Below are 12,737 nucleotides of genomic sequence, written 5' to 3'. Positions count from 1 at the left end.
GACGCTCTTTCTGATGGATTATGATGATTTCCATTTCAAAAACACATTGCGTTCCAACAAATCGATCAATGAAATAATAAGTACGGATACGACGGTAACCAGCGCTACAATGGCAAAGGCCTGCGCGGTATTATACAGCGATGTCGCCTTCACGAGTATATTGCCAAGGCCATCCTTCGACGCCAGCATCTCCCCGAACAGAGCCCCAACCAGTCCGGTTGCAGCCGATAAACGAAGACCCGCAAAAATGGTCGGCGCAGCCGATGGCAAAATCACCTTCATGATGGTCTGATACCGCGTGGCTTCGAACACTTGGGCGACCTTCAGGTGATTATCCGCCGTCTGTTTGATCCCAGTCATCGTATTGACCGTGATCGTAAAGAAACAGAACAGGAATACAATCGATATTTTATGCGTAACTCCGATCCCGAGCCAGAGCGCAAGCAGCGGCACGATCGTAACCTTCGGAATCGCCATCAGCGCCGAAAGATACGGCCGGAAGAACTGCTCCGCCCAAGGGATCAGCACCAGAGCCATGCCGACGGCCAAACCGCCAATGGCGGCAATGCCGTAGCCCGCAACGAATTCGGCCAGCGTCACGTACAGGTGCTTCCAAATCTCCCCGTCACCGAACAGTTTGAACAGCTCACGGAATACCTGGGAAGGCGCAGGCAGATACAGGCTGCTGACGATCTCCGTGCGAACCAGAAGCTCGCAAATCCCCAATATGATCAGCAGCAAAGCCGCCTGCCCCGCCCAGATACCGCGGTATTTCCTGGCATGCCTCGTTCCCATCAGGCTCACCCCTTCGCAATCAGATCATATCGGTTCCCCGGGCGGCTTAGTCCCAAGTGCTCCCGGAAGGTGCTGCCTTCATATTCGATGCGGAATAAGCCACGACGCTGAAGCTCGGGTACCACCAGCTCCAGGAACAGATCCAGTCCACCCGGCATATAAGGCGGGCACACATTGAATCCATCGGCCGCTTCATCCCGGAACCATTCCTCGATGATATCCGCCACCTGCTGCGCACTGCCGACAACAAGCAGATGCCCGCGGACCGTGACGGTAAAGAAATAAAACAGATCCCTGATCGTAATATCCTCGCGCCCGTTGGCCGCTCTGGCCAAGTCGGCCCAGTGTAAGGCCGTTTCCGAAGCCGATACATCCGGCAGAGGATCCTCCAGTGAGAATCCTCTTAGATCGATCCCGATCTTATCCGAAAGCGGACCCAGATCGTAATCGGTCACAACCAGTTCATTCAGCTCCGTATATTTGGCCCGTGCTTCTTCCTCCGTCCGGCCCACGATCGGAACCAGCCCCGGCAGAACTTTCAAATCCGAAACTGCCCTTCCATACTCCGGCAGTCGGCCTTTCACACCCTTGTAAAATTTGACGGCAACTTCCTTCACATTCATTCCGGTGAAGACCATGTCGGAATATTTGGCCGCCAGCATTTGGCTGCGCAGGGAGGTTCCAGCCGTGATCAACGGAAGCTGCCCCTGTATCGGGCGCAGAATGTTCAGCGGACCCGCAACGGAGAAGTGCTCGCCGACATGATCCAGAGCGTGCACCTTGCTTCCGTCGGCGAATACGCCGCTTGCTTTATCCCGCGGTAGGGAGTCGTCCTCCCAGGTGTCCCACAGCCCGCTGACAATTTCGATGAATTCCTCGGCGTAGTCGTACCGCTTGGCGTTATCCCAATGCTTCTCCCGGCTGAAATTCAGCGCTGCCCGCGGATCGGAGCCCGTCACAACATTCCATGAGGCACGGCCCTGGCTAAGATGATCCAGTGATGCCGTGAAGCGTGCGATGTTGTAAGGCTCGGCATAGGTGGTGTTCACCGTGCCGATCAAACCGATTTTTTCCGTTGCCGCCGCCAGATAGGACAGCATCGTAAACGGCTCCAGCCGCGTCATTTGGGAGGGGAATAAATACTGCATGTCCGCGCTCGTGGCCAATCGGTCCCCCAGGAAGAAGAAATCGAACTTGGCCTTTTCAAGCTTCCGGGCGACTTCCTTCAGGAACTGGGGATCGTAAGCCCCGTCCGTTTTGCCTTCGGGCAGTCTCCAGCCCGCGGGATGATAGCCTGTCCCGAATAAAAACAATCCAAGATGCAATTGACGACGTTTTGAACTCATAGTTGTGTCACCTTCCTGATCCATATTGGTTACGATTGATCATTATCGTGCCGTATAGGTATCTCGCTATATCTGCTTTATCCACGGATTTCCTCCGATAAACGATCAATTTCCTTCAGTTCTTCTTCTGTCAGCCGCTCATCCGAGTATTCCAAGGTATCTGCAATGTGCTCCGGCCTGGATGCTCCGACAATGGCTGACGTGATGCCCGGGCGGCTAAGCACCCAGTTCAGGGCGAACTGCGGAAGCGTCCATTCCCGCTGCTCGGCCAGCGGCCGGATCGCTTCTACAATGGAAAGCGCATGCCGCTGGTTCAGCAGCAATTGCAGTCTCTGTTCGCCTGCAGCAAGGCGCGAGTCCGATGGGGGAGCTTCCCCCGCCCGGTACTTCCCTGACAATATGCCCCGACCCAGAGGGCTGTACACGATAACCCCAACGTGCTCGGACTGGGCAAAGGGAATTAATTCACGTTCAATATCTCTTGTAATGAGACTGTATTCCGGCTGTACGCTTTCGAACCTGCGAAGACCATGGAGCGCACTAATGCCATGAGCTTTGGCCAGCTGCCAGGCAGCGTAGTTCGAGCAGCCGATATAGCGGACCTTGCCTTGTCGCACAAGATCCGTGAGCGCCTCCAGCGTCTCTTCCAGCGGGGTAAGCTCATCAAACCGGTGCACTTGATAAAGATCGATATACTCCGTTTGGAGCCGGACAAGGCTGTTCTCCAGCGCGCGATAAATATGATAACGGCTTTGGCCTTGGTCATTGATGCCGGGCCCGGTCCGGTTATGCAGCTTCGTAGCCAGGAGAATGCCCTGTCTTCGCTCCTTCAGCAGCCTTCCCAGAATTTCTTCCGACTCCCCAAGCTGATTTACGTTCCCGTTATCCATACCCGTGCCGTATACGTCAGCCGTGTCGATCAGATTGATTCCAGAAGCAAGCGCCACATCCAATACAGCGGCCGAAGCCCTCTCATCGATCCAACGCCCGAAAGCCATGGTCCCGAGACTCACCTCCGACACTTGAACTCCCGCTCTGCCCAGTGGTCTATACTTCATACATTGCAGCCTCCTCATAAGATTCATAAAAAAGACAGCCGAAGACACACCTCGGATCACTAGTTGATCCAAGGATGCATCTCCGGCTGTCCGGTAGAATATGCATAAATCCTATTTTTTCCAATATGTTAAGTAGGATTATAGCACCGTCTAATTTTGTCGTCAATTATTTTTCATGTTGGGTTTCCGGCCGGTTGAGACCAAGGTGGTCCCGTAACGTTCTGCCTGTATAGTCCTCGCGAAACAGTCCGCGCTGCTGGAGCAGCGGCACTACGCTATCCACAAACTGTTCGAGACCACTCGGAAGCAAAGGGGCCATAATGTTGAATCCGTCGCAAGCCCCGCTTCGAAACCAATCCTCGATCCGATCGGCAATCTGCTGCGGGGTTCCGATCATCGTCATATGACCTCTGGCGACCGCGTAATGCCTGCCAAGCTCCAGAATGCTCATGCCTGATTTCGCGGCCATATCCATAATCATAATCGCCCGGCTGCTGTTCCCTTCCCTCGGCAGATCAGGTAGCGGACCGTCTACCGGATATTCAGTCAAATCCGCATTCAGCAATTGAGATAGATATTTTACCCCTGCTTCTGGCAAGATCAGCTCGCTGAATGCCCGGTGATACGCCAAAGCCTCGGCTTCGCTCTCTCCGAGGAAGATCAGCAATCCCGGGAGAACCTTCACCTCTCCCCCTTCCCGTCCATACTCCTTAAGCAACTCCTTAAACTCGCGGTAATACCTTATCGCATCTTCTTTACTCTCACAGGCCGTGAACACAACATCGGCTGTTTGGGCGGCCAGCCTCCTTCCCGCTGCCGAGGTTCCAGCTTCAATGATAACGGGCCTGCCTTGCGGAGATCTGGGCATGTTCAATGGGCCTTCCACCCTGAAAAATGCTCCTTCATGATGAACCCGATGAATCCGGGTGGTATCCGCAAAAACAGCTCTCTGCCGATCCAACACAAGGGCATCGTCCTCCCAGCTGTCCCAACATGCCATCACAGCCCGCAGAAACTCCTCCGCCCGTTCATATCGCTTTCCATGCTCCATTAATTCCACCGAGCCGAAATTGCGCGCCTCGGCATCCTTCGTGGAGGTCACCACATTCCACGCGGCTCTGCCGCCACTGATATGATCCAGCGTGGACAGGCGCCTTGCCAATGCGTAGGGCTCGTTGAATGTGGTAGATGCCGTGCCGGCTAATCCAACATACTCCGTGACGCCGGCCAGACTGCTGAGCATGGTCAGCGCTTCAGGCTGAAGAAAGCTGACATTCGTCCGCAAATCCTCGATCAACGGAATCGAGTTGTTGTCCGCAAGGAATACCATATCGAATTTCCCGCGTTCGGCTGCTTGAGCGCAGCGCCTATAGAAATCGTAATCCACGGCTCCGACCCCCGCCGAACCAGGATGCCGCCAAGCGGCAATATGATGGCCATAATTCATTAGAAAAGCACCCAGACTTAATTGGCGTCGCTCCGCACCCATCTCTATACTCCCCTTCGCTTTATCTCTTCTAAAGCTTCACCTCTACAGAAACTTACGCTCAACCAGGTTCTCTACGTAATCACCGACAAACTTCATATCATCAAGACGGGATTGAACCTCCTTCTCCCATGTCCCGGCATCCCGTAGTGAAGCAAGTGTGACCTGATTGCCAAACCACGACTCCACCTCATCCCGCCTAATGGTGAAGGTTTGGTCATCAAAGGCGAATATCAGTTTCTCCAAATTATCAATCATGGCAAAATTAGCAGTGGAATTATAGACCAGCAGCTGCTTCAGCTTTTCCTCTTGCAGATCGCCGGCCCTGGCCTGGAATCGGATCTCGGCCGTCAATTCCTCCGGGTACAGCTGAAATGTACGTTCGATGTCACGCATGGGAAGCGATGCATTCAAATTGATCAGGTTCCCGGCATTCCCCATATACGGGCTCGCAAAGCTTAACGAATTCCGGATATCATGCGTCAACGGATCATTCTGCTCCGCTTCATATTGAACGGCCTGTTCGTCTGCCTTGGGCTTGATGAAACCCTCCAGTGCAGCCATACCCACTACGCCGATAAGCAGCAGTATAACGATCAACCCATTTTTTTTGCTCATGGTTCATTCACCTCAAGTTGAAGAGTTAATTTACAAGCTTTTTGGACAAGCAGCGGAATGATGACCGACGTCATCGGGATGGCATATCGCATGACGGTCACGTAGAACGAATAGGGCCCATCGATCCGCAATTCTCGCCCAAACCATAGATCGCTGCCATATTGAATCAGGAAGGAGTACATCGATACAACTACGATAAATATCGACCACAGCCACCATGCCCCTTTGCTCCATTTGGCCAATTTGCCTGCGTTGATCACAGCTGTCTGCTTCTCATACCGTTTCAGATGCCGTGACATGGAAAGATACACCGCACCGGATAAGACAACGAGACATAGCAGAAGGGTGTTCACCCCTATACCGCTTGGCAAAAATCGGGCCGGGATCGTGACGATCCACGCCAGCAAGGAATAAATAAGCGCGCTCTGAACCAGTTCATAGCGGAAACGGTAGCTGTAAACTTTTTGATTATCGTCAATGAGGGCTTCAATATCTTCGATGTTATCGATGGCCAGACTGATGGCCGATTGATATTCCATCCCATTCTCCATATAATCCGTAACCCGAGCCTCCAAATTACTGAGAACCTCATTCTTCAGCTCTACCACTTCCTTGGTTTTGCGTTGATTCGCAAATAGGCGGTCCACAAAGATCTCTAAGTCATGCCTGTTGGTCATTGTCTGTCAGCTCCTTTCCGTTTCCGATCAGAACATCAATAATCTCGCGCGCAGCCTTCCACTCCTCCTGATTGTGCCGCAAGCGCCCCTGTCCCTCCTGGCTGAGGGTGTAATATTTGCGCCTTCCGCCCTGGGTTTCTTCGCCCCAATAGGATAGGATCAGTCCCTGTTTCTCTAACCTTCTCAGACTGGAATACAATGTAGGCTCCTTCAGCTCAAATCGATTCCCGCTTCGCAGCGAGATTTCTTTAATGATCTGATAACCGTAATTATCTCCGTCCGATAACACACGCAAAATAAAGGTATCAATATTTCCACGTATCAAATCGCTGTTATGTAAGGATTCAATCAAATCCCCGGACCTCCTTAACAGAATAGGAATGGGAATAATATAACGCATATTACTATGCATGTCAAAGTAATACTTCACGCACATCATTTTCTTCTTTCATCGATTGACGCTTTACAAGCACTGCTATATAATTCTTGAAAGTTCTTACTACTATAAATAGAATCCCTACGATTCGATATGGGGTTCCAATCGCTTCATTATTGTTTTTAGTACTTGCAGGAGGAGACGGTTTTGCTTCATAAATACATTCGACGACTGAAATACTATATTCTCCGGACTCTCCGCATGCAAAATAGCGATCATCGAATTGCGCTCGGTTTTGCCGTTGGCTTCTTCCCTTGCTGGTATCCAACCTTCGGCATTGATCTGCTACTGGCTCCGCTGCTCGCTCGCATGGTTCGGGCTAACATCCCTTCCGCCTTCCTTGCAGCTTCGGCAGGCTCCGTCTTGTGGCCGATCCTGTTCTATTTAAACTATAGAATCGGAGTATTTGTGCATCTGTTCACCACATTTCCCAAAACCTTTGAAATCGAAGATGCTCTCTCGGTACCTGTCCCTGAGACGGATTATAGGATTGAGACGAACCATTTTGGCAGATTAGGCGATATGGGCGTCAACTTTCTTGTCGGTGCCCTCATCAATAGCATCCTCTCTACATTGATCCTCTATATTTTACTGCGCATCTTGCTCTCCTTTTACCGCAGACCCTTGCTTCACAAAATCAAAAAATCCGTTCGAAGAGGTAAATCGAAGTCTTAATTAAAAAACTCACATTGAAAAGCGCCTGGAACCCTCATCCCAGGCGCTTTTTTATTTTTCAGAATTAAGTTGTTCTGTCCCTGCCGGATCTCAACTCTTCTTCAGTCCCTGACCGGTTTCTCTGGAAAATCCGGTATAAGTTGCTAATATTACGGCATTCTAAAAAGGATGAGCCTTTACTACGTACCGGCAAAGGAGGGGAGAACGAAAATGAAACCGAAGGCGCAGCACATACTGCTTGACCCTGTTAAAGAACGGCTTACGAATTGCGAGGACGTCATCTATCAATCCTTACGTGTCCATGGATCGACTTGCTCCGTCATCTACATTGAATCCATCGTAGATATCAGCACTTTGCACGAACATATCGTTAAACCGCTGATTAAGGAAGCCTCGTTGATTCAGCATAATTTTAACGACTTCATTGACCGTATGGATCGTGGGGATATACTGTCGGTTCCATTTCAGCGCTCTTCCTCGGCGGAGTATATTGCTAATATGATTGTCGAAGGCACAGCCGTAGTGGTTGTGGAGCAGTTGGCAGAAGCTTATCTATTCGACATCGCATTGTATCAGAAACGGGCGGTATCGGAATCCCAGAACGAGCTGGTGGTGAACGGGCCGCAGGAAGCCTTTATCGAAGACATTGGCACGAATTTATCCCTGCTCCGGCATAAAATCAAGCATACGGATCTCAAAACTGTGCGTTATCAGATTGGTGACTATTCCAAGACCGCCGTATATATGGTGTATATCGACGGCTTATGCAAACCCGAAGTTGTCGCTCAAGTGGACAGTCGGCTGAATAGCATATCCATCGATGGCACCTTCGGGATCAGCACCTTGTCCGAACAAATGAAGGAGGGCGTGAAATCCCCGTTTCCACAGTTCCAATACACGGAGCGACCGGATTCCGTAGCCGCTTCTTTGCTTGAAGGCAGGGTCGGCATCATGCAGGATGGAACGCCGTCGGCACTTATCGTGCCCGTCACTTTATTTTCCCTGCTGCAATCCTCCGAGGATTATTATCACAGCTTCTTCTCCTCCAGTTGGATTCGGATCGTCCGGTTCGTGTTCGCGGTTATTTCATTACTAATGCCTTCGTTATATGTGGCGATCACCACGTTTCAACCATCTATTATACCAACCGATCTGCTGATCACCCTTGCGGCATCGCGAGAAAATATTCCGTTCTCCGCTTTAATGGAGGCGCTGATCATGGAGCTGACCTTCGAAGCGTTGCGGGAAGCCGGCACCCGGATCCCGAAGCCCGTCGGGCAGACCATATCTATTATCGGCGCCATCGTCATTGGACAGGCAGCAGTAGAAGCAGGTGTGGTATCCAACCCGATGGTCATCGTGGTGTCCATAACCGGTATTGCTTCTTACATCATTCCGCACTTCGAGCTCGGGCTTGCGTTCCGCCTCCTGCGGTTCCCCATTCTCATTCTCGGGGGGACACTCGGCCTCATTGGCGTATTTGCGGCTGCCTTCCTTGTGTATGGGCATTTGGCTTCCCTAAAGTCGTTTAATACGCCATATTTACAGCCCATTGCACCGCTTGTGTTATCGGAATGGAAGGATACCTTCTTGCGGGCGCCATCCATGCTGATGAAGAAACGGCCTAAGACCTATGCGTCATCCAACAATTTAAGGAGAAGAAAGCCATAATGCCTCTACTCAAATTGTTTAACATATTCAAATTAGTGCTTCCCCTGACTCTGTTGACAGGTTGCGGTTTCACGATGACCAAGGTTGAAATCAATGAACAAACCTTTGTATTCGCCATGTATGTGAATAAAGGTCAGCAAGAAGACACCGTAGAAGTTACGATTAGTGCCCCCCTGCCAAATCGGCTCACGTCTGGGAGCCAAGCAGGCGGCAAAGGCGGTGGCGACCCTTATGCGATGGTAACCAAGACATCCGGTACCGTGCAGGATGCCCTGCACCTGATTCAACGGGATCTTTCCAGACGTTTTGACTTCAGTCACACCAAGGTCGTTGTTGTCGGTAAAAGCTACGCCGAGGCGGGATTAGAGGAGCTTACGGACTGGCTGCAGCGAGAACCGACAACCAACCTGAGCACTTATTTAATGGTCGCGCCAGGAGACGCCAAAAAAGTGGCGGAGCTGACGCCAATCTTTGAGCAGATGCCCTCGGAGGTGCTCATCCGTTTTGCGGACCAACACAACATGATCACAACAAACTTAAAGGACTGCCTCTATGCCGAATCAGCCAATCAGGGTTATGCCTTGAACTATTTGTCAGCAGGCTTGAAGCCTATGGTGGCTGAGCAAGAGAAACTGAAACCCTGGGCAGGCATTCAGGGCACGGCGCTTTTCCGTCATCATAAACTCGTGGCCACACTCCCGATGAAGGAGTCGCTTGCTGTCAGTTGGGCAGTAAACGAAGTAAAAGGTCCTCTGTATACTGTTCAATGGAGTGATAGCGAGAAAGCAAGCGTGTTTATCATCACATCAAGCTCCAAGAAGTCCGTTCGCATGGATTCGGGTCATCCGGTATTTACGGTAGAACTATACGGAACGGGTGATGTCATATACAAACAAAAGCAGAAGCAGCTTGATACCCCTCAGGTGAAAGAGCTCATCGAGCGTGAGCTCAATGATCAAATCGCCGGACATTTAAGGAAGGCTCTTCGTACATCGCAACAAACGGGAGCAGACATCCTGCAGCTTGGCATGCTGGTCGATTGGAACTATCCGGATCATTGGCACGAGGTTAGTGCCAACTGGCCCGATTATTACAAAAATGAAGTTGAGATTCAGGTGGTTACCGACATCAAAGTTCGAAACTTCGGGTCAGTGCTTAAAATGAATCCCAAGTAAGGAGGCATGCCCATGCTCGCTCTTCTGTTCCTCGTATACTCCTTGGTGGAATGGTATTTCGCGAAGAAAAAGGCAAAAGCACCTCGTGAAAAATGGACGGTTCTCCTTCTAATTCTTGCGTTTACCGTCTGGAATTTATTCGCCTTGTATTCTTACGAGCGGCTGACCCCCAACCATCTGATTATGCTGCTGTTCGGTTGGCTTGAAAACATATAATGTAAACACCTATCGGCGTACTTTTACAGAGGGCTATAATCAATAACGGAAAGGATGTACGAACCCAACATGCGCAATACTCCCTGGCAGCTGTTCCGTTTCGGATTTGTCTACCTTAACGCCATACCTACCGGATTTCTGATCAGTCCCTTATTATGGAACTCTGCTTATTTAGGATGGGCTGCGATTCTCGGAGGCTATGCCATGAGTTTAATCTTCCTGTGGTTTACGGTAAAACTCGCGCTGTGGGATACTCGGAAACCCTGGATCGACTTCGGCAGTAAACTTGTCAGCAAATGGATTCATATCCCGGTCGTCGCTTTGGTTTTCTTCTGGTCGATCAATTACATAGGAATGGATATCGAAAGCTTCACCTTATTCTTCGACACCAATTACATGCGGGAGTCTCCTCAATGGTTCGTGCTCCTGATCGTGGGTCTGGTTGTTATGATCACCGCCAGATGGGGCATGGAGACGATGATTTATATTTCGGACGGGCTGTTTCTCGTCATTGTCCTTGCGATCGTGTCCATGAACATGTTTTTCTTCAAGGAAGCCCATTTTGATATGATGATTGCGATGGTCAGGCATCACAATTATGAGTCGGCAGTTAAGGATGCCTTGTTCTGTTTATCATTCTTTGCGGAATGGATCGTCTTCCTCTTTCTCGCTCCCTATATCCAATTTAATCGGAAATCGTTTCGAAACCTCGCCGCATCAGGGATATTGGTAACTATAGGCATATTGCTCCAATGGGCCTCGGCTTTACTGAATTTCGGCCCTTATTTAGGGCGGGAGATGCAATATCCACTTGTTGAATTAATGCGTGCAGCCAGTGGGTTTCTTGGCAATTCTGATCCGCTTATCATCGGATTATGGAGCAGTTCGATGATTTTCCATAGCGCCTTTCTCATCCATGTAAGTGTAAGATGTCTTGCCAAACTGCTTCATCTGAAGCAAATGGATGGGCCGCTGATTGCCATCATTGGGGGAACGGCTATCGTGATTGCATTTCAATATTCCCAAAATCCGATCCTCTTTCTCCAGGACTTCAATTCTTTCGGGATGGCGATGTTCTTTATTCTTATGGAGTTTATCCCTATTTTCTACTGGATTGTCTCCCTGTTCCGCAAACGCAAACCCAAGCGTAAACAAAAACCTAAAGCCAATCATAAACCCGCTTGAATCTTGAAACTGTATCGATATCCTAATGAAAACGAAATAAGAGAGCTGCATTTGCCGCTCTCTTAGCCTCTCGATCAAACCTACTTGAAGTATATACATATTTATCTCGTCAAAAAATCAACATTTTATGAAAGCGCTTCCTACAAAAAGGTTCTTTTATTGTAAGCAATTGGCATATTATATAGTACAGTAGACCAGCTGGCAGGGTGGCAGCAGGAGGTGATAGGCATGGGCGTGAATGAAGCTTTGGCTTTAATGATATCGTTCGCCACTCTGGTCGTCTCGATCCTTGCCTTCCATAATAAGAAATAGACCCGTCCCTTGTACAGATGAATCTATTTCTTACGTCTGGTTGCAAGCAAATATCCACCTTGCAGGTGATGATCTGCTGTGCGGGGAGTCGGCGGCAACCGGCTCCTTTTGTAATACACAAAAATATCCTATTCCGATTTTTACGGAATTATGACTCGGTGGCTCCCAAATTAAGTATTTAGGATTGGCTTTACCTCGGCTATAATTTTCTCGATCTGTTTGGAGCTTTCCTCATACATTTTCTTTGCCTTCTTACTCTTCGTACTGAGACTGAACAACTCCAAATCCGCCTGACATTTTTTCAAATTCGCATAAAGCAGTTTCCGCTCCTCATTTTGGGGAACCTGAATCTGATCATCATACAAATCGATGGTTAATTGTCCATAAGTGTCTACCTGGGCGAGAAATACATCCTTGATCTTAGCGCCCTGCTTGTCCAGTTCTTCCACCAGCCATCCCTGATTGAAGCCTGCGACGCGCAGCGGTTCATCCATGACTTCACCATCCATGACGACAACCTGTCCGGGCTTTTCCGGCGCTACCTGGATACCAAGATCTTTAGGAGTTAAAGGCAGATTCTCACGCGTCTGCAGAACATTAATCTCTCCGCTTGACTCCATGATGGCAAATTCCACGTCAGCGACCTGAAATACGTTCTTTTGCCGCAACTGCTGCATTAACTCATCGGCAGACAGCTTTTCTTTCTTTAAATTATCTTCTAATATCTTGCCATCTTTGATGAGCACGGTCGACTTAAAATCGATAAAGTCCCTGGCCTTTTTGCTCTTGATTGACAGGACTTCAATAAGTAATGAACAGGCTACCCATACGCCCAGCGCTACTAATCCTAAATACCAGTTCGCATCAAGATCCAAGGAGATATAAGCCGCCAAGCTGCCGATCGTAATCCCCGTTAAATATTCAAAAAAAGAAAGCTGCGTAACCTGCCGTTTGCCCAGCAGTTTTGTCATCAGAAACAACACAACCACAGCACATAAGGTTCTAAGTACAATTTCCAACCATTGGGCCACAATAAAGCCTCCTTATTTGATGTCTTGACTTGATGATCACTCTATAGATTATTGTC

The 12,737-nt window shown here is 49.6% G+C and carries 14 protein-coding genes; 6 read left to right on the top strand and 8 right to left on the bottom strand.

Features of this window, described 5'->3' with window-relative positions; genetic code table 11:
• Window positions 1-18 precede the first annotated feature (18 nt).
• The 7 genes from AK95_RS00315 to AK95_RS00285 all read right to left on the bottom strand — a co-directional run bounded on the left by AK95_RS00315 (window position 19) and on the right by AK95_RS00285 (window position 6,332).
• Window positions 19-795 carry an ABC transporter permease gene (locus AK95_RS00315; protein WP_071217907.1) on the bottom strand — a complete coding sequence of 259 codons (777 nt, stop codon included), beginning with the start codon at window positions 793-795 and terminating at the stop codon, window positions 19-21.
• A gap of 5 nt (window positions 796-800) precedes the next feature.
• Window positions 801-2,141 carry an LLM class flavin-dependent oxidoreductase gene (locus AK95_RS00310; RefSeq protein WP_071217906.1) on the bottom strand — a complete coding sequence of 447 codons (1,341 nt, stop codon included), beginning with the start codon at window positions 2,139-2,141 and terminating at the stop codon, window positions 801-803.
• A gap of 77 nt (window positions 2,142-2,218) precedes the next feature.
• Window positions 2,219-3,199 carry an aldo/keto reductase gene (locus AK95_RS00305; protein WP_071217905.1) on the bottom strand — a complete coding sequence of 327 codons (981 nt, stop codon included), beginning with the start codon at window positions 3,197-3,199 and terminating at the stop codon, window positions 2,219-2,221.
• Between the two features lie 166 nt (window positions 3,200-3,365).
• Window positions 3,366-4,688, bottom strand: coding sequence for an LLM class flavin-dependent oxidoreductase (locus AK95_RS00300; RefSeq protein ID WP_071217904.1), 1,323 nt, complete (start codon window positions 4,686-4,688; stop codon window positions 3,366-3,368).
• 42 nt (window positions 4,689-4,730) lie between these two features.
• Window positions 4,731-5,303, bottom strand: a complete 573-nt coding sequence (locus AK95_RS00295; RefSeq protein ID WP_071217903.1) for a DUF4825 domain-containing protein — start codon at window positions 5,301-5,303, stop codon at window positions 4,731-4,733.
• Window positions 5,300-5,980 (bottom strand): permease prefix domain 1-containing protein, encoded by a 681-nt coding sequence (locus AK95_RS00290; protein ID WP_071217902.1) that lies wholly within the window; start codon window positions 5,978-5,980, stop codon window positions 5,300-5,302. Before AK95_RS00290 ends, AK95_RS00295 begins: the two co-directional genes overlap by 4 nt.
• Window positions 5,964-6,332 (bottom strand): PadR family transcriptional regulator, encoded by a 369-nt coding sequence (locus tag AK95_RS00285; RefSeq protein ID WP_071217901.1) that lies wholly within the window; start codon window positions 6,330-6,332, stop codon window positions 5,964-5,966. Before AK95_RS00285 ends, AK95_RS00290 begins: the two co-directional genes overlap by 17 nt.
• A 231-nt stretch (window positions 6,333-6,563) precedes the next feature.
• On the opposite strand from AK95_RS00285, the gene AK95_RS00280 reads away from it, so the two are divergent.
• The 6 genes from AK95_RS00280 (at window position 6,564) to AK95_RS35260 (ending at window position 11,650) form a co-directional block, all read left to right on the top strand.
• Window positions 6,564-7,091, top strand: a complete 528-nt coding sequence (locus tag AK95_RS00280; protein WP_071217900.1) for a DUF2062 domain-containing protein — start codon at window positions 6,564-6,566, stop codon at window positions 7,089-7,091.
• Window positions 7,092-7,301: 210 nt separating this feature from the next.
• Window positions 7,302-8,762, top strand: a complete 1,461-nt coding sequence (locus tag AK95_RS00275; protein WP_071217899.1) for a spore germination protein — start codon at window positions 7,302-7,304, stop codon at window positions 8,760-8,762.
• Window positions 8,762-9,937: a Ger(x)C family spore germination protein gene (locus AK95_RS00270; RefSeq protein ID WP_071217898.1), complete on the top strand. Its 1,176-nt coding sequence runs from the start codon at window positions 8,762-8,764 to the stop codon at window positions 9,935-9,937. The genes AK95_RS00275 and AK95_RS00270 overlap by 1 nt, the downstream gene beginning before the upstream one ends.
• Window positions 9,938-9,949: 12 nt before the next feature.
• Complete coding sequence (locus AK95_RS00265; RefSeq protein WP_071217897.1) at window positions 9,950-10,153, top strand: hypothetical protein; 204 nt, start codon at window positions 9,950-9,952, stop codon at window positions 10,151-10,153.
• A gap of 69 nt (window positions 10,154-10,222) precedes the next feature.
• Window positions 10,223-11,338 carry a GerAB/ArcD/ProY family transporter gene (locus tag AK95_RS00260; RefSeq protein ID WP_071217896.1) on the top strand — a complete coding sequence of 372 codons (1,116 nt, stop codon included), beginning with the start codon at window positions 10,223-10,225 and terminating at the stop codon, window positions 11,336-11,338.
• Window positions 11,339-11,566: 228 nt separating this feature from the next.
• Window positions 11,567-11,650 (top strand): putative holin-like toxin, encoded by an 84-nt coding sequence (locus tag AK95_RS35260; protein ID WP_223260591.1) that lies wholly within the window; start codon window positions 11,567-11,569, stop codon window positions 11,648-11,650.
• Window positions 11,651-11,820: 170 nt separating this feature from the next.
• On the opposite strand, the gene AK95_RS00255 is transcribed toward AK95_RS35260, so the two are convergent.
• Window positions 11,821-12,681, bottom strand: a complete 861-nt coding sequence (locus tag AK95_RS00255) for a DUF421 domain-containing protein (protein ID WP_071217895.1) — start codon at window positions 12,679-12,681, stop codon at window positions 11,821-11,823.
• Between the last annotated feature and the right edge of the window lie 56 nt (window positions 12,682-12,737).

Source organism: Paenibacillus sp. LC231, from assembly GCF_001860525.1.
Classification (GTDB): domain Bacteria; phylum Bacillota; class Bacilli; order Paenibacillales; family Paenibacillaceae; genus Paenibacillus_AQ.
This window is presented reverse-complemented; position numbering and strand designations above follow the sequence as displayed.

What these genes read in the sequence shown, in the direction of transcription:
- AK95_RS00270 (WP_071217898.1), top strand. Translation starts at nt 8,762, where the DNA reads ATGCCTCTACTCAAATTGTTTAACATATTCAAATTAGTGCTTCCCCTG.
- AK95_RS00265 (WP_071217897.1), top strand. Translation starts at nt 9,950, where the DNA reads ATGCTCGCTCTTCTGTTCCTCGTATACTCCTTGGTGGAATGGTATTTC.
- AK95_RS00295 (WP_071217903.1), bottom strand. Translation starts at nt 5,303, where the DNA reads ATGAGCAAAAAAAATGGGTTGATCGTTATACTGCTGCTTATCGGCGTA.
- AK95_RS00300 (WP_071217904.1), bottom strand. Translation starts at nt 4,688, where the DNA reads ATGGGTGCGGAGCGACGCCAATTAAGTCTGGGTGCTTTTCTAATGAAT.
- AK95_RS00275 (WP_071217899.1), top strand. Translation starts at nt 7,302, where the DNA reads ATGAAACCGAAGGCGCAGCACATACTGCTTGACCCTGTTAAAGAACGG.
- AK95_RS00260 (WP_071217896.1), top strand. Translation starts at nt 10,223, where the DNA reads ATGCGCAATACTCCCTGGCAGCTGTTCCGTTTCGGATTTGTCTACCTT.
- AK95_RS00315 (WP_071217907.1), bottom strand. Translation starts at nt 795, where the DNA reads ATGGGAACGAGGCATGCCAGGAAATACCGCGGTATCTGGGCGGGGCAG.
- AK95_RS00310 (WP_071217906.1), bottom strand. Translation starts at nt 2,141, where the DNA reads ATGAGTTCAAAACGTCGTCAATTGCATCTTGGATTGTTTTTATTCGGG.
- AK95_RS00305 (WP_071217905.1), bottom strand. Translation starts at nt 3,199, where the DNA reads ATGAAGTATAGACCACTGGGCAGAGCGGGAGTTCAAGTGTCGGAGGTG.
- AK95_RS00290 (WP_071217902.1), bottom strand. Translation starts at nt 5,980, where the DNA reads ATGACCAACAGGCATGACTTAGAGATCTTTGTGGACCGCCTATTTGCG.
- AK95_RS35260 (WP_223260591.1), top strand. Translation starts at nt 11,567, where the DNA reads ATGGGCGTGAATGAAGCTTTGGCTTTAATGATATCGTTCGCCACTCTG.